This is a genomic window from Microbacterium sp. F51-2R (assembly GCF_052180235.1).
GTDB lineage: Bacteria > Actinomycetota > Actinomycetes > Actinomycetales > Microbacteriaceae > Microbacterium.
Map to the genome: position 1 here is coordinate 3,656,789 of NZ_CP197470.1, position 20,261 is coordinate 3,677,049.

General features: G+C 62.4%; 7 protein-coding genes and 6 rRNA genes. All 13 read left to right on the forward strand.

The window, feature by feature from the left end:
• The first annotated feature begins 517 nt into the window (after nucleotides 1–517).
• Nucleotides 518–2,039: ribosomal RNA gene (locus ACSBPH_RS16070) — 16S ribosomal RNA — on the forward strand.
• Between the two features lie 386 nt (nucleotides 2,040–2,425).
• Nucleotides 2,426–5,531 (forward strand): 23S ribosomal RNA (locus ACSBPH_RS16075).
• Between the two features lie 106 nt (nucleotides 5,532–5,637).
• Nucleotides 5,638–5,754: ribosomal RNA gene (gene rrf / locus ACSBPH_RS16080) — 5S ribosomal RNA — on the forward strand.
• The 16S, 23S and 5S rRNA genes sit together here, the layout of an rRNA operon.
• A gap of 119 nt (nucleotides 5,755–5,873) precedes the next feature.
• A complete protein-coding gene (locus ACSBPH_RS16085) occupies nucleotides 5,874–8,126 on the forward strand; it encodes a DEAD/DEAH box helicase (RefSeq protein WP_442575320.1) in 2,253 nt (750 codons plus the stop codon).
• A 456-nt stretch (nucleotides 8,127–8,582) separates the two neighbouring features.
• Nucleotides 8,583–10,104, forward strand: a 16S ribosomal RNA gene (locus tag ACSBPH_RS16090).
• 386 nt (nucleotides 10,105–10,490) lie between these two features.
• A 23S ribosomal RNA gene (locus tag ACSBPH_RS16095) occupies nucleotides 10,491–13,596 on the forward strand.
• 106 nt (nucleotides 13,597–13,702) lie between these two features.
• Nucleotides 13,703–13,819, forward strand: a 5S ribosomal RNA gene (rrf, locus tag ACSBPH_RS16100).
• A gap of 91 nt (nucleotides 13,820–13,910) precedes the next feature.
• A complete protein-coding gene (locus ACSBPH_RS16105) occupies nucleotides 13,911–15,542 on the forward strand; it encodes a primosomal protein (protein ID WP_442575321.1) in 1,632 nt (543 codons plus the stop codon).
• On the forward strand, nucleotides 15,542–16,579 hold the full coding sequence (locus tag ACSBPH_RS16110; RefSeq protein ID WP_442575322.1) for an HAD-IIA family hydrolase: 1,038 nt from the start codon (nucleotides 15,542–15,544) through the stop codon (nucleotides 16,577–16,579). The genes ACSBPH_RS16105 and ACSBPH_RS16110 overlap by 1 nt, the downstream gene beginning before the upstream one ends.
• Before the next feature lie 44 nt (nucleotides 16,580–16,623).
• On the forward strand, nucleotides 16,624–16,785 hold the full coding sequence (locus ACSBPH_RS16115) for a hypothetical protein (protein WP_442575323.1): 162 nt from the start codon (nucleotides 16,624–16,626) through the stop codon (nucleotides 16,783–16,785).
• Nucleotides 16,782–17,582, forward strand: coding sequence for a TlyA family RNA methyltransferase (locus ACSBPH_RS16120; protein ID WP_442575324.1), 801 nt, complete (start codon nucleotides 16,782–16,784; stop codon nucleotides 17,580–17,582). Before ACSBPH_RS16115 ends, ACSBPH_RS16120 begins: the two co-directional genes overlap by 4 nt.
• Nucleotides 17,579–18,529: an NAD kinase gene (locus ACSBPH_RS16125; RefSeq protein ID WP_442575325.1), complete on the forward strand. Its 951-nt coding sequence runs from the start codon at nucleotides 17,579–17,581 to the stop codon at nucleotides 18,527–18,529. Before ACSBPH_RS16120 ends, ACSBPH_RS16125 begins: the two co-directional genes overlap by 4 nt.
• A 25-nt stretch (nucleotides 18,530–18,554) precedes the next feature.
• Nucleotides 18,555–20,252, forward strand: a complete 1,698-nt coding sequence (gene recN / locus ACSBPH_RS16130) for a DNA repair protein RecN (protein WP_442575326.1) — start codon at nucleotides 18,555–18,557, stop codon at nucleotides 20,250–20,252.
• Nucleotides 20,253–20,261: the final 9 nt, after the last annotated feature.

Genomic DNA, 20,261 nt, shown 5'->3' on the forward strand with positions numbered 1-20,261 from the left:
ATCAGGGCGACACGCCCGGGATGCGAGCCGGATTTGCCCAAGTGCCAGGAGCCGCGTAACTTATTACTTGTTCGCCCCACAGGGAAGCGGAGAGGCCGAGAGCCTTACCCCCCTCAAGCGGAGAACCACCCCGATTCCCACACCGCTCGACTTGAGCAGTGTAAGCCTCTTGGGCTAGGATAGGGACTTCCCACCACTCCTCGAATCTCTCAGATTCTGGTCGTCCGCATTCGTGCGAGCGCTCGGGTCCGGAGATCCGTCGATCGGTGGGATCAGAGAAGTTGCCCTGTGGGCCTGGTCGTGAGGCTGGGTTGCAGGAGCATCCGATCCTTGAGAACTCAACAGCGTGCACTTGTCAAATGCCAAATAACCTCGTTCCAGCTTTGGCTGGATGAGATTCCTTTGGATCAAATCGTCGGTCTTCGGATTGGCGTAACGGATATGTCAGTGATGGCATCCATTTGGTCAGATTGAACTCGCTGCTTCGGCCTTATTCCGGTCGTTGCCGCTTTATTTCTTTATGGAGAGTTTGATCCTGGCTCAGGATGAACGCTGGCGGCGTGCTTAACACATGCAAGTCGAACGGTGAAGGGGAGCTTGCTCTCTGGATCAGTGGCGAACGGGTGAGTAACACGTGAGCAATCTGCCCCTGACTCTGGGATAACAGTTGGAAACAGCTGCTAATACTGGATACGAGACGTGAAGGCATCTTCAACGTCTGGAAAGAATTTCGGTCAGGGATGAGCTCGCGGCCTATCAGCTTGTTGGTGAGGTAACGGCTCACCAAGGCGTCGACGGGTAGCCGGCCTGAGAGGGTGACCGGCCACACTGGGACTGAGACACGGCCCAGACTCCTACGGGAGGCAGCAGTGGGGAATATTGCACAATGGGCGAAAGCCTGATGCAGCAACGCCGCGTGAGGGACGACGGCCTTCGGGTTGTAAACCTCTTTTAGCAGGGAAGAAGCGAAAGTGACGGTACCTGCAGAAAAAGCACCGGCTAACTACGTGCCAGCAGCCGCGGTAATACGTAGGGTGCAAGCGTTATCCGGAATTATTGGGCGTAAAGAGCTCGTAGGCGGTTTGTCGCGTCTGCTGTGAAAACCCGAGGCTCAACCTCGGGCCTGCAGTGGGTACGGGCAGACTAGAGTGCGGTAGGGGAGATTGGAATTCCTGGTGTAGCGGTGGAATGCGCAGATATCAGGAGGAACACCGATGGCGAAGGCAGATCTCTGGGCCGTAACTGACGCTGAGGAGCGAAAGGGTGGGGAGCAAACAGGCTTAGATACCCTGGTAGTCCACCCCGTAAACGTTGGGAACTAGTTGTGGGGTCCATTCCACGGATTCCGTGACGCAGCTAACGCATTAAGTTCCCCGCCTGGGGAGTACGGCCGCAAGGCTAAAACTCAAAGGAATTGACGGGGACCCGCACAAGCGGCGGAGCATGCGGATTAATTCGATGCAACGCGAAGAACCTTACCAAGGCTTGACATATACGAGAACGCTGCAGAAATGTAGAACTCTTTGGACACTCGTAAACAGGTGGTGCATGGTTGTCGTCAGCTCGTGTCGTGAGATGTTGGGTTAAGTCCCGCAACGAGCGCAACCCTCGTTCTATGTTGCCAGCACGTAATGGTGGGAACTCATGGGATACTGCCGGGGTCAACTCGGAGGAAGGTGGGGATGACGTCAAATCATCATGCCCCTTATGTCTTGGGCTTCACGCATGCTACAATGGCCGGTACAAAGGGCTGCAATACCGTAAGGTGGAGCGAATCCCAAAAAGCCGGTCCCAGTTCGGATTGAGGTCTGCAACTCGACCTCATGAAGTCGGAGTCGCTAGTAATCGCAGATCAGCAACGCTGCGGTGAATACGTTCCCGGGTCTTGTACACACCGCCCGTCAAGTCATGAAAGTCGGTAACACCTGAAGCCGGTGGCCCAACCCTTGTGGAGGGAGCCGTCGAAGGTGGGATCGGTAATTAGGACTAAGTCGTAACAAGGTAGCCGTACCGGAAGGTGCGGCTGGATCACCTCCTTTCTAAGGAGCATCTGGATGCTTCGGCATCCCAGAGCCCGCTCGGAGCGAATGTCTTCGAGGGGTCAGCTCATGGGTGGAACATTTGATGAGGTGTCGTCGGGGTTTCCCGGATTCAGTACGCTGCTTGCAGCTGGAACGGTTCGGGTGATGTTGGCGGCACATGCACGCTGTTGGGTCCTGAGGGACCGGATGTGCTCTTCGGAGCCGACCGAACCTCAGGACCTTTTCTGGCGCTGGCGATGCTGGCGTGCGGAGAGGGTACCGCCCGTACTTTGAGAACTACACAGTGGACGCGAGCATCTTTGAGCCGACTTCGGTCGGTTCATTTAGATGATCTTAAAGATCATTAGTCATCAATTTTCGAATTGACGATTCAACTCATGTGATTTCAAGTCTTTAAGAGCAAACGGTGGATGCCTTGGCATCTGGAGCCGAAGAAGGACGTAGCAATCTGCGATAAGCCTCGGGGAGTGGATAAGCACACTTTGATCCGAGGATTTCCGAATGGGGAAACCCCGCTGGGCGGCGTGCCGACCCAGTGACTCCCGCCTGAATATATAGGGCGGGTAGAGGGAACGTGGGGAAGTGAAACATCTCAGTACCCACAGGAAGAGAAAGCAACCGCGATTCCGTTAGTAGTGGCGAGCGAAACCGGAACAGGCTAAACCGAGTACGTGTGATATCCGGCAGGAGTTGCGTATTCGGGGTTGTGGGACTTTTCTGGCTGTTCTGCCGAGCAGCCGGCGTTACAAGAAGGTATAGACGAACGGCATTGAAAGGCCGGTCAAAGAGGGTGCGAACCCCGTAGTCGAAATGCCTCCCTTGGCGCGAAGAGTATCCCAAGTAGCACGGGGCCCGAGAAATCCCGTGTGAATCTGTCAGGACCACCTGATAAGCCTAAATACTCCCAGATGACCGATAGCGGACAAGTACCGTGAGGGAAAGGTGAAAAGTACCCCGGGAGGGGAGTGAAATAGTACCTGAAACCGTTTGCTTACAAACCGTTGGAGCAGCCCTAGCAGCTGTGACAGCGTGCCTTTTGAAGAATGAGCCTGCGAGTTAGCGATACGTGGCGAGGTTAACCCGAGTGGGGTAGCCGTAGCGAAAGCGAGTCTGAATAGGGCGATTCAGTCGCGTGTCCTAGACCCGAAGCGAAGTGATCTATCCATGGCCAGGCTGAAGCGACGGTAAGACGTCGTGGAGGGCCGAACCCACTTAGGTTGAAAACTGAGGGGATGAGCTGTGGATAGGGGTGAAAGGCCAATCAAACTTCGTGATAGCTGGTTCTCTCCGAAATGCATTTAGGTGCAGCGTTGCGTGTTTCTTGCCGGAGGTAGAGCTACTGGATGGCCGATGGGCCCTACAAGGTTACTGACGTCAGCCAAACTCCGAATGCCGGTAAGTGAGAGCGCAGCAGTGAGACTGTGGGGGATAAGCTTCATAGTCGAGAGGGAAACAACCCAGACCACCAACTAAGGTCCCTAAGCGCGTGCTAAGTGGGAAAGGATGTGGAGTTGCTTAGACAACCAGGAGGTTGGCTTAGAAGCAGCCACCCTTGAAAGAGTGCGTAATAGCTCACTGGTCAAGTGATTCCGCGCCGACAATGTAACGGGGCTCAAGCACGCCACCGAAGTTGTGGCATTGACATTATTGGTAGGCCTTCGTGGTCCAGCCGTGTTGATGGGTAGGAGAGCGTCGTGTGGCCAGCGAAGCGGCGGTGTGAACCAGCCGTGGAGGCTACACGAGTGAGAATGCAGGCATGAGTAGCGAAAGACGTGTGAGAAACACGTCCTCCGAAAGACCAAGGGTTCCAGGGTCAAGCTAATCTTCCCTGGGTAAGTCGGGACCTAAGGCGAGGCCGACAGGCGTAGTCGATGGACAACGGGTTGATATTCCCGTACCGGCGAAGAACCGCCCCAATCAATCCAGTGGTGCTAAGTGCCCGAATTCCTTTGTATCGATCCCTTCGGGGTGAGAGCGTTGGAGCTAGCGCACGACCCCATGCTGGTGCGGTTAGCGTATTAACAGGTGTGACGCAGGAAGGTAGCCCAAGCCAGGCGATGGTTGTCCTGGTGCAAGTGCGTAGGCCGAGTGATAGGCAAATCCGTCACTCATACAGGCTGAGACACGATGCGGATAAAAAGTGGGTGATCCTATGCTGCCAAGAAAAGCATCGACGCGAGGTTCTAGCCGCCCGTACCCCAAACCGACTCAGGTGGTCAGGTAGAGAATACCAAGGAGATCGAGAGAATCGTGGTTAAGGAACTCGGCAAAATGCCCCCGTAACTTCGGGAGAAGGGGGGCCTTCGACGTATTAGGACTTGCTCCGAAAGCGTTTGGAGGCCGCAGAGACTAGTGGGTAGCGACTGTTTACTAAAAACACAGGTCCGTGCCAAGTCGCAAGACGATGTATACGGACTGACGCCTGCCCGGTGCTGGAAGGTTAAGAGGACGGGTTAGCCGCAAGGCGAAGCTCAGAATTTAAGCCCCAGTAAACGGCGGTGGTAACTATAACCATCCTAAGGTAGCGAAATTCCTTGTCGGGTAAGTTCCGACCTGCACGAATGGCGTAACGACTTCCCAACTGTCTCAACCGCGAACTCGGCGAAATTGCATTACGAGTAAAGATGCTCGTTACGCGCAGCAGGACGGAAAGACCCCGTGACCTTTACTACAGCTTGGTATTGGTGTTCGGTGTGGCTTGTGTAGGATAGGTGGGAGACTTTGAAGCGGTGACGCCAGTTACCGTGGAGTCATTGTTGAAATACCACTCTGGTCACTCTGGATATCTAACTTCGAACCGTAATCCGGTTCAGGGACAGTGCCTGGTGGGTAGTTTAACTGGGGCGGTTGCCTCCCAAAAAGTAACGGAGGCGCCCAAAGGTTCCCTCAACCTGGTTGGCAATCAGGTGGCGAGTGTAAGTGCACAAGGGAGCTTGACTGTGAGACTGACAGGTCGAGCAGGGACGAAAGTCGGGACTAGTGATCCGGCAGTGGCTTGTGGAAGCGCTGTCGCTCAACGGATAAAAGGTACCTCGGGGATAACAGGCTGATCTTGCCCAAGAGTCCATATCGACGGCATGGTTTGGCACCTCGATGTCGGCTCGTCGCATCCTGGGGCTGGAGTAGGTCCCAAGGGTTGGGCTGTTCGCCCATTAAAGCGGTACGCGAGCTGGGTTTAGAACGTCGTGAGACAGTTCGGTCCCTATCCGCTGCGCGCGTAGGAAGTTTGAGAGGATCTGACCCTAGTACGAGAGGACCGGGTTGGACGAACCTCTGGTGTGTCAGTTGTTCTGCCAAGAGCACCGCTGATTAGCTACGTTCGGGATGGATAACCGCTGAAAGCATCTAAGCGGGAAGCCGGCCTCAAGATGAGACTTCCATGCCTTCGGGCGAGAGGCTCCCAGCCAGACTACTGGGTTGATAGGCCGGATGTGGAAGCGTGGTAACACGTGAAGCTGACCGGTACTAATAAGCCGATGACTTGATAACACACCGTTTTGTATGGTGCTTGCGTCCACTGAGTGGTTCTCGATGTACGGTCGAGAACCGCACAACCATGACTTTTTTGTTGTGCAGACTGAAACATCAATAGTGTTTCGGCGGCCATAGCGAGAGGGAAACGCCCGGTCCCATTCCGAACCCGGAAGCTAAGCCTCTCAGCGCCGATGGTACTGCAGGGGTGACCCTGTGGGAGAGTAGGACACCGCCGGACTTCTTTCGAGAAATGGCCACCCAACGCTGGGTGGCCATTTCGCGTTTCCGGGCACGTCGCCCTTCGACGACTCCCGCGCGGATCGGCGAGATGTCGGTGCTGTCGGGGAAGGTGGGTACATGACTTCCACGATGGCGCTCCGCGACGAGGCGCTCGGTGTCCTTCGTGTCCTCGTCGGGCGCGAAGACGCCGACTTCCACGACGGCCAGTTCGAGGCGATCGACGCGCTCGTCGCGGATCGTCGACGTGCGCTCGTCGTGCAGCGCACCGGGTGGGGCAAGTCGGCGGTGTATTTCATCTCGACGCTGCTGCTGCGCCGCCGTGGCGCCGGCCCCACCGTGCTCGTCTCACCTCTCCTCGCCCTCATGCGCGACCAGATCGCCGCCGCAGGCCGGGCCGGAGTGCGCGCCGTCGCGATCAACTCGACGAATGCGCACGAGTGGGGCGACGTGCGCGCACAGCTCGATCGCGATGAGGTCGACATCCTCCTCGTCTCGCCGGAGCGACTCAACAACCCGTCGTTCCGTGACGAGCAGCTGCCCGAGCTGGTCTCGCGGATCGGTCTCCTCGTCGTCGACGAGGCCCACTGCATCAGCGACTGGGGCCACGACTTCCGCCCCGACTATCGACGGTTGCGTGAACTCATCGTCCGCATGCCCGAGGGCGTGCCGGTGCTCGCGACGACCGCGACCGCCAATGCGCGCGTCGTCGCCGACGTCGCCGAGCAGCTCGCGGGCCTCGAGCACCCCGGCCTCGAGCAACCCGGCCTCGAGCATCCTGGCCTCGAGCATCCTGGCCTCGAGCACCCCGGCCTCGAGCACCCCGGCCTCGAGCACCCCGGCCTCGAGCACCCCGGCCTCGAGCATCCTGGCCTCGAGCATTCTGGCCTCCCGGCCGATGTCCTCGTCATCCGCGGGCCGCTTGCGCGCGCATCGCTCCGGCTCGGCGTCTTGAGGCTCCGCGATGCGCCGAGCCGGCTCGCGTGGCTGCTCAGCCATCTCGGCGGTCTCCCCGGCTCGGGCATCATCTACACGCTCACCGTTTCCGCTGCGAACGACACGGCGCGCCTGCTGCGCGAGCACGGCTATGAGGTCCGCGCGTACACGGGTCAGACCGACACCGAGGAGCGCGAGGAGTCCGAGGCGCTTCTCAAGGCGAATCAGGTGAAGGCACTCGTGGCCACCAGCGCGCTGGGGATGGGATTCGACAAGCCCGACCTCGGCTTCGTCGTCCACCTGGGTGCGCCCTCGTCACCGGTGTCGTATTACCAGCAGGTCGGACGCGCGGGCCGCAACACCGAGTCCGCCGACGTGCTGCTCCTCCCTGGTCCGGAGGACCGCGACATCTGGCAGTACTTCGCGACGGCCTCGATGCCGGACCGTGTCCGGGCCGAGCGCGTCCTGTCCGCGCTGTCGGACGCGAGCGGTCCGGTCTCGACGCCGTCGCTCGAGACCATTGTCGACATCCGCCGCACTCCGCTCGAGCTTCTTCTGAAGGTCCTCGATGTCGACGGCGCCGTCGACCGTGTGCAGGGCGGCTGGGTGGCGACGAGTCGGGGGTGGGCTTACGACGAGGAGCGGTACACCCGGATCGCCGCGGAACGCGTGGCCGAACAGCAGCACATGCTCGACTACGAAGACACCCGCGAGTGTCGCATGGAGTTCCTCCAGAGATCGCTCGACGACGACACCGCGACGCCCTGCGGGCGTTGCGACAACTGTGCAGGGGCGTGGTTCCCCTCCGAGATCGCCTCTTCCGCGACGGATGCCGCGTCCGCTGCTCTCGGTCGCGCCGGCGTCGCAATCGAGCCCCGCCGGCAGTGGCCCGCCGGCGCCGACCGGCTGGGCCTCCCGGTCAAGGGCCGTATCCCCGCCGACGAGCAGTCCGCAGAGGGACGAGCGGTCGCCCGCCTCACCGATCTCGGCTGGGGAGGCGCACTGCGCGAGCTCTTCGCGGTGGGAGGGGCCGACACCGCAGTTCCGGCGCGCCTCCTCGATGCCTGTGTGCACGTGCTGGGGGAGTGGGGCTGGAGCGCGCGTCCTGTCGCAGTCGTCGCCATGCCCTCTCGTTCCCGCACCCACCTGGTCGACACCTTGGCCCGCGGTATCGCCGAGATCGGCCGGCTCCCGATGCTCGGAACGCTCGAGCTCCTCGACGGCGGCCCGACGCAGGGGCCCGGTGGCAACAGCGTCTTCCGCCTCGCGAGCGTGTGGGGACGCTTCGGTGTCGCCCATCTCGAGATTCCGCGCGGTCCGGTCCTCCTGGTGGATGACCTCGTCGACAGCAGGTGGACCCTGACGGTGGCCGCTCGACAGCTTCGGCAGGCGGGGGCGACACAGGTGCTCCCCTTCGCCCTCGCGCTGCGAGGATGAACCGCGGCACGGGGGCGCGGCCGCGACACGCCCGGGATCCGAGCTGTGTTGGCCGCAGGCCCGGCGCCGGTCTACTATAGAGAAGTTGCCCAGCAGGACGGCGGAAAGCCGAAACGCAGGACGCAACCGCTCGACGAACCCGTCGTCGGCACTCACTCTCGACTTCCGAGTCGAAGAGCGCCGATTTGACAAGCGGAACAGAAAGCGTAAGATAGAGAAGTTGCCCTGTGGGCCTGGTCGTGAGGCTGGGTTGCAGGAGCATCCGATCCTTGAGAACTCAACAGCGTGCACTTGTCAAATGCCAAATAACCTCGTTCCAGCTTTGGCTGGATGAGATTCCTTTGGATCAAATCGTCGGTCTTCGGATTGGCGTAACGGATATGTCAGTGATGGCATCCATTTGGTCAGATTGAACTCGCTGCTTCGGCCTTATTCCGGTCGTTGCCGCTTTATTTCTTTATGGAGAGTTTGATCCTGGCTCAGGATGAACGCTGGCGGCGTGCTTAACACATGCAAGTCGAACGGTGAAGGGGAGCTTGCTCTCTGGATCAGTGGCGAACGGGTGAGTAACACGTGAGCAATCTGCCCCTGACTCTGGGATAACAGTTGGAAACAGCTGCTAATACTGGATACGAGACGTGAAGGCATCTTCAACGTCTGGAAAGAATTTCGGTCAGGGATGAGCTCGCGGCCTATCAGCTTGTTGGTGAGGTAACGGCTCACCAAGGCGTCGACGGGTAGCCGGCCTGAGAGGGTGACCGGCCACACTGGGACTGAGACACGGCCCAGACTCCTACGGGAGGCAGCAGTGGGGAATATTGCACAATGGGCGAAAGCCTGATGCAGCAACGCCGCGTGAGGGACGACGGCCTTCGGGTTGTAAACCTCTTTTAGCAGGGAAGAAGCGAAAGTGACGGTACCTGCAGAAAAAGCACCGGCTAACTACGTGCCAGCAGCCGCGGTAATACGTAGGGTGCAAGCGTTATCCGGAATTATTGGGCGTAAAGAGCTCGTAGGCGGTTTGTCGCGTCTGCTGTGAAAACCCGAGGCTCAACCTCGGGCCTGCAGTGGGTACGGGCAGACTAGAGTGCGGTAGGGGAGATTGGAATTCCTGGTGTAGCGGTGGAATGCGCAGATATCAGGAGGAACACCGATGGCGAAGGCAGATCTCTGGGCCGTAACTGACGCTGAGGAGCGAAAGGGTGGGGAGCAAACAGGCTTAGATACCCTGGTAGTCCACCCCGTAAACGTTGGGAACTAGTTGTGGGGTCCATTCCACGGATTCCGTGACGCAGCTAACGCATTAAGTTCCCCGCCTGGGGAGTACGGCCGCAAGGCTAAAACTCAAAGGAATTGACGGGGACCCGCACAAGCGGCGGAGCATGCGGATTAATTCGATGCAACGCGAAGAACCTTACCAAGGCTTGACATATACGAGAACGCTGCAGAAATGTAGAACTCTTTGGACACTCGTAAACAGGTGGTGCATGGTTGTCGTCAGCTCGTGTCGTGAGATGTTGGGTTAAGTCCCGCAACGAGCGCAACCCTCGTTCTATGTTGCCAGCACGTAATGGTGGGAACTCATGGGATACTGCCGGGGTCAACTCGGAGGAAGGTGGGGATGACGTCAAATCATCATGCCCCTTATGTCTTGGGCTTCACGCATGCTACAATGGCCGGTACAAAGGGCTGCAATACCGTAAGGTGGAGCGAATCCCAAAAAGCCGGTCCCAGTTCGGATTGAGGTCTGCAACTCGACCTCATGAAGTCGGAGTCGCTAGTAATCGCAGATCAGCAACGCTGCGGTGAATACGTTCCCGGGTCTTGTACACACCGCCCGTCAAGTCATGAAAGTCGGTAACACCTGAAGCCGGTGGCCCAACCCTTGTGGAGGGAGCCGTCGAAGGTGGGATCGGTAATTAGGACTAAGTCGTAACAAGGTAGCCGTACCGGAAGGTGCGGCTGGATCACCTCCTTTCTAAGGAGCATCTGGATGCTTCGGCATCCCAGAGCCCGCTCGGAGCGAATGTCTTCGAGGGGTCAGCTCATGGGTGGAACATTTGATGAGGTGTCGTCGGGGTTTCCCGGATTCAGTACGCTGCTTGCAGCTGGAACGGTTCGGGTGATGTTGGCGGCACATGCACGCTGTTGGGTCCTGAGGGACCGGATGTGCTCTTCGGAGCCGACCGAACCTCAGGACCTTTTCTGGCGCTGGCGATGCTGGCGTGCGGAGAGGGTACCGCCCGTACTTTGAGAACTACACAGTGGACGCGAGCATCTTTGAGCCGACTTCGGTCGGTTCATTTAGATGATCTTAAAGATCATTAGTCATCAATTTTCGAATTGACGATTCAACTCATGTGATTTCAAGTCTTTAAGAGCAAACGGTGGATGCCTTGGCATCTGGAGCCGAAGAAGGACGTAGCAATCTGCGATAAGCCTCGGGGAGTGGATAAGCACACTTTGATCCGAGGATTTCCGAATGGGGAAACCCCGCTGGGCGGCGTGCCGACCCAGTGACTCCCGCCTGAATATATAGGGCGGGTAGAGGGAACGTGGGGAAGTGAAACATCTCAGTACCCACAGGAAGAGAAAGCAACCGCGATTCCGTTAGTAGTGGCGAGCGAAACCGGAACAGGCTAAACCGAGTACGTGTGATATCCGGCAGGAGTTGCGTATTCGGGGTTGTGGGACTTTTCTGGCTGTTCTGCCGAGCAGCCGGCGTTACAAGAAGGTATAGACGAACGGCATTGAAAGGCCGGTCAAAGAGGGTGCGAACCCCGTAGTCGAAATGCCTCCCTTGGCGCGAAGAGTATCCCAAGTAGCACGGGGCCCGAGAAATCCCGTGTGAATCTGTCAGGACCACCTGATAAGCCTAAATACTCCCAGATGACCGATAGCGGACAAGTACCGTGAGGGAAAGGTGAAAAGTACCCCGGGAGGGGAGTGAAATAGTACCTGAAACCGTTTGCTTACAAACCGTTGGAGCAGCCCTAGCAGCTGTGACAGCGTGCCTTTTGAAGAATGAGCCTGCGAGTTAGCGATACGTGGCGAGGTTAACCCGAGTGGGGTAGCCGTAGCGAAAGCGAGTCTGAATAGGGCGATTCAGTCGCGTGTCCTAGACCCGAAGCGAAGTGATCTATCCATGGCCAGGCTGAAGCGACGGTAAGACGTCGTGGAGGGCCGAACCCACTTAGGTTGAAAACTGAGGGGATGAGCTGTGGATAGGGGTGAAAGGCCAATCAAACTTCGTGATAGCTGGTTCTCTCCGAAATGCATTTAGGTGCAGCGTTGCGTGTTTCTTGCCGGAGGTAGAGCTACTGGATGGCCGATGGGCCCTACAAGGTTACTGACGTCAGCCAAACTCCGAATGCCGGTAAGTGAGAGCGCAGCAGTGAGACTGTGGGGGATAAGCTTCATAGTCGAGAGGGAAACAACCCAGACCACCAACTAAGGTCCCTAAGCGCGTGCTAAGTGGGAAAGGATGTGGAGTTGCTTAGACAACCAGGAGGTTGGCTTAGAAGCAGCCACCCTTGAAAGAGTGCGTAATAGCTCACTGGTCAAGTGATTCCGCGCCGACAATGTAACGGGGCTCAAGCACGCCACCGAAGTTGTGGCATTGACATTATTGGTAGGCCTTCGTGGTCCAGCCGTGTTGATGGGTAGGAGAGCGTCGTGTGGCCAGCGAAGCGGCGGTGTGAACCAGCCGTGGAGGCTACACGAGTGAGAATGCAGGCATGAGTAGCGAAAGACGTGTGAGAAACACGTCCTCCGAAAGACCAAGGGTTCCAGGGTCAAGCTAATCTTCCCTGGGTAAGTCGGGACCTAAGGCGAGGCCGACAGGCGTAGTCGATGGACAACGGGTTGATATTCCCGTACCGGCGAAGAACCGCCCCAATCAATCCAGTGGTGCTAAGTGCCCGAATTCCTTTGTATCGATCCCTTCGGGGTGAGAGCGTTGGAGCTAGCGCACGACCCCATGCTGGTGCGGTTAGCGTATTAACAGGTGTGACGCAGGAAGGTAGCCCAAGCCAGGCGATGGTTGTCCTGGTGCAAGTGCGTAGGCCGAGTGATAGGCAAATCCGTCACTCATACAGGCTGAGACACGATGCGGATAAAAAGTGGGTGATCCTATGCTGCCAAGAAAAGCATCGACGCGAGGTTCTAGCCGCCCGTACCCCAAACCGACTCAGGTGGTCAGGTAGAGAATACCAAGGAGATCGAGAGAATCGTGGTTAAGGAACTCGGCAAAATGCCCCCGTAACTTCGGGAGAAGGGGGGCCTTCGACGTATTAGGACTTGCTCCGAAAGCGTTTGGAGGCCGCAGAGACTAGTGGGTAGCGACTGTTTACTAAAAACACAGGTCCGTGCCAAGTCGCAAGACGATGTATACGGACTGACGCCTGCCCGGTGCTGGAAGGTTAAGAGGACGGGTTAGCCGCAAGGCGAAGCTCAGAATTTAAGCCCCAGTAAACGGCGGTGGTAACTATAACCATCCTAAGGTAGCGAAATTCCTTGTCGGGTAAGTTCCGACCTGCACGAATGGCGTAACGACTTCCCAACTGTCTCAACCGCGAACTCGGCGAAATTGCATTACGAGTAAAGATGCTCGTTACGCGCAGCAGGACGGAAAGACCCCGTGACCTTTACTACAGCTTGGTATTGGTGTTCGGTGTGGCTTGTGTAGGATAGGTGGGAGACTTTGAAGCGGTGACGCCAGTTACCGTGGAGTCATTGTTGAAATACCACTCTGGTCACTCTGGATATCTAACTTCGAACCGTAATCCGGTTCAGGGACAGTGCCTGGTGGGTAGTTTAACTGGGGCGGTTGCCTCCCAAAAAGTAACGGAGGCGCCCAAAGGTTCCCTCAACCTGGTTGGCAATCAGGTGGCGAGTGTAAGTGCACAAGGGAGCTTGACTGTGAGACTGACAGGTCGAGCAGGGACGAAAGTCGGGACTAGTGATCCGGCAGTGGCTTGTGGAAGCGCTGTCGCTCAACGGATAAAAGGTACCTCGGGGATAACAGGCTGATCTTGCCCAAGAGTCCATATCGACGGCATGGTTTGGCACCTCGATGTCGGCTCGTCGCATCCTGGGGCTGGAGTAGGTCCCAAGGGTTGGGCTGTTCGCCCATTAAAGCGGTACGCGAGCTGGGTTTAGAACGTCGTGAGACAGTTCGGTCCCTATCCGCTGCGCGCGTAGGAAGTTTGAGAGGATCTGACCCTAGTACGAGAGGACCGGGTTGGACGAACCTCTGGTGTGTCAGTTGTTCTGCCAAGAGCACCGCTGATTAGCTACGTTCGGGATGGATAACCGCTGAAAGCATCTAAGCGGGAAGCCGGCCTCAAGATGAGACTTCCATGCCTTCGGGCGAGAGGCTCCCAGCCAGACTACTGGGTTGATAGGCCGGATGTGGAAGCGTGGTAACACGTGAAGCTGACCGGTACTAATAAGCCGATGACTTGATAACACACCGTTTTGTATGGTGCTTGCGTCCACTGAGTGGTTCTCGATGTACGGTCGAGAACCGCACAACCATGACTTTTTTGTTGTGCAGACTGAAACATCAATAGTGTTTCGGCGGCCATAGCGAGAGGGAAACGCCCGGTCCCATTCCGAACCCGGAAGCTAAGCCTCTCAGCGCCGATGGTACTGCAGGGGTGACCCTGTGGGAGAGTAGGACACCGCCGGACTTCTTTCGAGAAATGGCCACCCAACGCTGGGTGGCCATTTCGCGTTTAGGGGTCGATCGCCTGAGAGGCGCGCACCCGGGAGGATCGAACAATGGCAGAGCGAGAGCCACGCGACGAGCGCGAGCAGCGCCCGCGCACCAATGACCGTCCCCGTAGCGGAGATGCACGCTCGTCGTCACCCCGCTCGAGCGCCCCGCGTGATGCCTCGCATCGCGGCCGCCCGGATGACGGCAAGAAGAGGTCGTCGTCGGCCGACGGCAAGAAGCCCTACGGCAGAAGCGACGACCGCAAGCCCCACGCCAGGGCGGGCGAGAAGAAGCCCTACGTCAAGCGTGACGGTGACAAGCCGTACGTGAAGCGTGAGGGCGACAGGCCGTACGCGCGTCGAGAGGGTGACAAGCCGTACGTGAAGCGCGACGGCGATAAGCCGTACGCGCGCCGTGACGGTGACAAGCCGTACGTAAAGCGCGACGGCGATAAGCCGTACGCGCGCCGTGACGGTGACAAGCCGTACGTGAAGCGCGACGGCGATAAGCCGTACGCGCGTCGCGAGGGTGACAAGCCGTACGTGAAGCGCGACGGGGCGAAGCCGTATCAGTCGCGGGGCGATTCCAAGCCGTACGCGCGTCGCGAGGGCGACAAGCCATACGCGCGTCGCGAGGGCGACAAGCCATACTCCCGCCGCGATGGCGACGCGCAGCGTCCGCGACAGGATCGCCCGACACGGGGCGGCGCCGATCGCCCCGACCGCGCGACGCGCCCGGAGGAGATCCGGTCGATCCGTCCGCGCCACGACGACCCATTCGTGCCCGACGACGTCACGCCGCAAGACCTCAACCCGGGCGCCCGCAACGAGCTGAAGACCCTCAGCAAGGAGAACGCGGAGTGGGTTGCACGCCACCTCGCGATGGCCGCCCGCCTGATCGACGACGACCCCGAACTCGCGCACCAGCACGCCCTCTCGGCGTCGCGGCGTGCGGGACGCATCGCCGTCGTGCGCGAGACGCTCGCCATCACCGCGTACGCGACCGGGGATTACGCGCTCGCGCTGCGGGAGCTTCGGACGTATCGCCGGATCTCGGGTCGTGACGACCAGATCGCGCTCATGGTCGACAGCGAGCGCGGCATGGGCCGACCCGATCGCGCTCTCGAGACCGGGCGCGCGGTGGACCGCAGCATCCTTCCCGTTCCCGTGCGCGTCGAACTGGCGATCGCGATGTCGGGCGCCCGCCTCGATCTCGGAGAGGCAGACCGGGCTCTCCTGGAGCTCGACATCCCCGAGTTCGACGCTGATCGCGCCTACGAGTGGAGCCCGTCGCTCTTCGCCGCACGCGCCACCGTGCTTGAGGAGCTCGGCCGTGAGGATGAAGCTCGCGAGTGGCAGCGCCGCGCCGTCATCGCCGCAGAGGCGCTGGACGAGGCATCCGGTTTCGGCGATCTCGAGGTGATCGAGATCGAGGAAGTCATCGAGATCCCGGACGAGGATGACGCCGCGGAGCGCGAGGCATCCGGCAGCGACACCGCCGACACCGCCGACAGTGACGGCGCTGAGGCCGGATCGACCGACGACGACGACGCGGAGGCCTCGCAGGTCGCGCACGACGCCGTTGTCGAGGCTCCCGCGAGCATCGACGACGAGGTCCGCGAGATCCTCCAGGACGCGGGGGTCGACGAGGCTCCCGATGACGAGGCAGGCGAGACCGAGGCGGGAGACCGTCACTGATGGGGCCGTTCTCGAGGCGCGCGGCGGAGTCGGCGCCGCTCGACGGCGTCGACGTCGTCCTCGCTGACCTCGACGGGGTCGTGTACGCCGGAGCCGGCGCGCTGCCGCACGCGGTCGAGAGCCTCAATCGCGCCCGCGAGGGCCGGCGCCTCGGCTACATCACGAACAACGCTTCGCGGACGGATGCCTCGGTCGCGGCCCACCTCGAAGGGCTGGGTCTGCCGACGACGCCCGCCGAGATCGTCACGAGTCCCCAGGCGGCCATGCGGCTGCTCACGACGATGGTCCCCGCCGGGTCGACGATCCTCATCGTCGGCGGCGACGGCCTCGTCGACGAGGCCACCAAGGCCGGATTCGTCGTGACGCGCAGCGCGGACGACGATCCGGCGGCGGTCGTGCAGGGCTTCGCGCCCGAGGTGGGCTGGGTTCATCTCGCCGAGGCCGCGTACGCCCTGAAGGTCCCCGAGGACGAGGGCGGCATCCCCTGGATCGCCACCAACACCGACTGGACGATCCCGCAGGCGCGCGGCGTCGCACCGGGAAACGGGACACTCGTGTCCGCTGTCCACACCGCCGTCGGGCGTCTTGCGACCGTCGCGGGCAAGCCGGAGACGCCGATCTTCGAGGAGGCGGTCGCGCGCTTCGGCGCGAAGCATCCGCTCTTCCTCGGCGATCGCCTCGACACGGACATCATCGGCGCGAATCGCGCGGGGATCGAATCGGCGCTCGTGCTCACCGGCATCGACCGTCCGAAGCACGTGCTCGCCGCGGCGAAGGACGCGCAGCCGACCTACCTCCTGAGCGACCTGCGGGAGCTCCACGAGCCGTACCCGCAGGCGCGCGTGCGCGACGGCGTCGTGACGGTGCGAGGAGCGAGCGTCCGCGTCGAGGGAGCCGATGTGCGCATCCTCTCGGAGGGGGATCGGCCCATCGACCTTCTGCGGGCCGGGGCGAAGGCGATCTGGGACACGGGGCGTGCGATCTACGGATTCCGCGTTCCCGAGCGCCTCTACGCCGACCCGTTCCACCGACCCTGACCGCGGCTCCCGCCCGCGTCGGGGGAGCCACGTATCCTGAACGCATGGACCATCCGCAGCCGCAGCCCGAAGCCCCCGCGGATCTCGTCTCGACACTCGAAGTGATCGAGGCGCAGCCTCTGCCGACGCGCGCCGCCGCCTACGAGTCGCTCGCCGAGTCGCTCTCGCGCCAGCTCGACTCGGGGCCGTCCGCTTCGCGTCCATGAGTCAGCGGCTCGACAGCGCGCTGGCCGCCCGAGGGCTCGCGCGGTCGCGTACGCACGCGGCGGCGCTCATCTCGGAGGGCCTCGTCTCGGTCGACGGGCGGATCGTGGTGAAGGCCTCGGCATCCGTCCCCGACGACGCAGAGCTGGCCGGGGCCGGCGCCGACCACTACGTCAGCCGCGCGGCGCACAAGCTCATCGCGGGTCTCGACGCGTTCGCGATCGACCCGCGCGGGCGTACGGCCCTCGACATGGGCGCGTCCACGGGCGGGTTCACGCAGGTGCTGCGGGAGCGCGGCGCAGCGTGCGTCATCGCGGTGGACGTCGGGCACGGCCAGCTCGCCGCGGAGGTCGCCGCCGATCCCGGCGTCGTGTCGGTCGAGGGGTTCAACGTCCGGTTCATGACGCGCGAGTCGCTGGCCGAGGCATCCGGTGTCTCGGAGCAGCCCTCGCTCGTCACCGGCGACCTGTCCTTCATCTCGCTCGACCTCGTGCTCCCGGCGGCGGCGGCCGTCTGCGCGCCCGGCGGCGACCTCGTGCTCCTCATCAAGCCCCAGTTCGAGGTCGGCCGCACGGCGGTGAAGGGCGGGCTCGTGACCGACCCCGGGCTTCGCGCCGATGCCGTGGCCGGTGTGCTGTGGTCGGCGTGGGACAACGGCCTGGGCACGCTCGGCGTCATCTCCTCCCCAGTGGTCGGCACCCACGGCAACCAGGAGTACGTCGCGCATCTCGCGCCGGGCCGGGGAGCCAATCCGACAGAATGGTTGAGCACGGTGAACCGACTGGCGGGAGCCCGATGACCGACGCAGAGCGCAGCATCCTCGTGGTCGCGCATGCCCATCGCGACGAGACCGTCGATGCCGCCCAGCGTGTGCTCACGGCACTGCGCGAAGCGGGCGCGCGTCCTGTCCTGGCCGAAGACGACCGCTCGGGCCTCGCCGCGTCGATCGACGTCAGCGGCGTCGCGACCCTGGGCGTCGATGTCGCGGTGCACGACGTCGAGCTCGCGATCGTCCTGGGTGGCGACGGCACGATCCTCCGCGCGGCGGAGCTCGTCCGCGACGGCACGGCGCCCGTCCTCGGAATCAACATGGGCCATGTCGGCTTCCTCGCCGAGATCGAGCGCGACGACATGGACGATGCCGTGCGTCGCGTCATCGCGCTCGACTACGAGGTCGAGGAGCGGATGGCGCTCCAGGTCCGCGTCAAGGACGAGGGCGATCGCGTCGTGTACGAGACGTGGGCGCTCAACGAGGCGACGGTCGAGAAGGCCAGCCGCGAGCGGCTGCTCGAGGTCGTGATCGAGGTGGACGGCCGCCCGCTGTCCTCGTTCGGCTGCGACGGGGTCGTCGTGTCGACGCCGACCGGATCGACCGCCTACAACTTCTCGGCGGGGGGCCCCGTCATCTGGCCGACCGTCGAGGCGATCGCCGTCGTGCCGCTCTCGGCGCACGCGCTGTTCGCGAAGCCGCTCGTCGTGGGCCCCGAGCACGCCGTCGCGATCGAGGTGCTGCAGCGCAACATGGGCTCCGGCGTCCTGTGGTGCGACGGGCGTCGCTCGCACGACCTTCCGCGGGGTGCGCGCGTCGTCGTGCGCCGCTCCGACCGGCCGGTGCGTCTGGCGCGCCTGCATCCCGCCGCGTTCACGGATCGCCTGGTGCGCAAGTTCCGCCTTCCGGTGGAGGGATGGCGCGGCCCGTCGCCGCTCACGGCTCCGCTCCGGTTCAACCCGGCGGCGACCGAATGAGGGCCGGCACGACGGAGCGCCGGGCATGATCGAGGAGATGCGTCTGCGCGACCTCGGTGTCATCGCCGAGGCGACGCTGCCGATCGGGCCGGGATTCACGGCGATCACGGGTGAGACCGGCGCGGGCAAGACGATGGTCGTCACGGGCCTCGGGCTGCTCCTCGGGCAGCGCGCCGACTCGGGTGCCGTGCGCTCGGGGGCGGCCCAGGCATCCGTCGACGGAGTGTGGATCGTGCCGGCCGAAGGCGCCGTCGCCGAGCGGGTGCGCGAGGCCGGGGGAGACCTCGAGCCGATCGGCGACGACCTCGCCGAGCTCTTCGTCGGGCGCACCATCTCGAGCGAGGGGCGAAGCAGAGCGACCGTCGGCGGCCGCTCGGCGCCCGCCGGCGTGCTGGCCGACCTCGCCGACGACCTCGTCGTCGTGCACGGGCAGTCCGACCAGCTGCGGCTGCGGTCGTCCGCCGCGCAGCGCGAGGCCCTCGACCGCTTCGGCGGAGCGCCTGTCGCGACGGCCCTCGCCGCGTACCGCGGGGCCTACGAGCGCTGGCGTTCGGCCGACCGGGAGCTTCAGATGCTCACGACCGATCGCGACGCCCGCGCGCGCGAGGCGGCCGACCTGCGCGTTGCGATCGCCGAGATCGAAGAGGCCGCGCCGGTCGCCGGCGAAGACGTCGAACTCGCCGCGCGCGCCGAGCGCCTCGCGAATGCCGAGGAGCTCCGCGCCGCCGCCGCGACGGCCCACGACATGCTCTCGGGCGACGGCGACGAGCCCGACGTCGGGATCCTCCTCGCCGAGGCGCGCCGCGCGCTCGACCGTGCCGCCACCCGCGACTCGGGGCTCGAGGAGCTGGCCGCGCAGGCGGCCGACCTCGGCTACCGGGCGGCCGATCTGGCCGCGGGCCTCGCCGCATACCTCGCCGACCTCGATGAGACGGGGCCGCACGAACTCGCCGCCGTCGAGGAGCGCCGCGCGGTGCTCGGCGGCCTCCTCCGCGCGCACGGATCCCTCGACGCCGCGATCGAACTGCTCGAGACGGGATCGGCCCGGCTCGCGGAACTCGACGACGACGGCGACCGCATCGGCCGGCTGACCGAGGAGCGGGATGCCGCGGCATCCGCTCTCGACCAGACGGCCGCCGCGCTCACGGCTGCCCGCACGAAGGCGGCCGAGCGACTGGGCGCCGCCGTCACGAAGGAGATGCGCGCGCTCGCGATGCCGGACGCGCGGGTCGTGGTCGCCGTCACCCCGGGGTCGGAATCGACGCACGGGCGCGACGAGGTCGCGATCCTCCTCGCGCCGCATCCGGGGTCCGAACCGCGACCCGTCGCCCGGAGCGCCTCGGGTGGCGAGCTCAGCCGCGTCATGCTCGCGATCGAGGTCGTCATCGCGGGGGTCGACCCGGTGCCGACGTTCGTCTTCGACGAGGTGGATGCCGGGATCGGCGGCGCCGCCGCGATCGAAGTCGGGCGGCGCCTCGCGCGGCTCGCCGAGGCATCCCAGGTCATCGCGGTCACCCACCTCGCGCAGGTGGCCGCGTTCGCGAGCAACCACCTCACGGTGGTGAAGGCGAGCGACGGATCGGTCACAGCATCCGACGTGCGGCGGCTGGAAGGCGCCGAACGCGAGGCCGAGATGGCGCGACTCCTTTCGGGCATGCCCGATTCCGATGCGGCGCTGACACACGCCCGCGAGTTGCTCGGTCTTCGGACCGAAGCCGGCTGATAGGATAAA

What these genes read in the sequence shown, in the direction of transcription:
- ACSBPH_RS16105 (WP_442575321.1), top strand. Translation starts at nt 13,911, where the DNA reads ATGGCAGAGCGAGAGCCACGCGACGAGCGCGAGCAGCGCCCGCGCACC.
- ACSBPH_RS16115 (WP_442575323.1), top strand. Translation starts at nt 16,624, where the DNA reads ATGGACCATCCGCAGCCGCAGCCCGAAGCCCCCGCGGATCTCGTCTCG.
- ACSBPH_RS16125 (WP_442575325.1), top strand. Translation starts at nt 17,579, where the DNA reads ATGACCGACGCAGAGCGCAGCATCCTCGTGGTCGCGCATGCCCATCGC.
- recN (WP_442575326.1), top strand. Translation starts at nt 18,555, where the DNA reads ATGATCGAGGAGATGCGTCTGCGCGACCTCGGTGTCATCGCCGAGGCG.
- ACSBPH_RS16110 (WP_442575322.1), top strand. Translation starts at nt 15,542, where the DNA reads ATGGGGCCGTTCTCGAGGCGCGCGGCGGAGTCGGCGCCGCTCGACGGC.
- ACSBPH_RS16085 (WP_442575320.1), top strand. Translation starts at nt 5,874, where the DNA reads ATGACTTCCACGATGGCGCTCCGCGACGAGGCGCTCGGTGTCCTTCGT.
- ACSBPH_RS16120 (WP_442575324.1), top strand. Translation starts at nt 16,782, where the DNA reads ATGAGTCAGCGGCTCGACAGCGCGCTGGCCGCCCGAGGGCTCGCGCGG.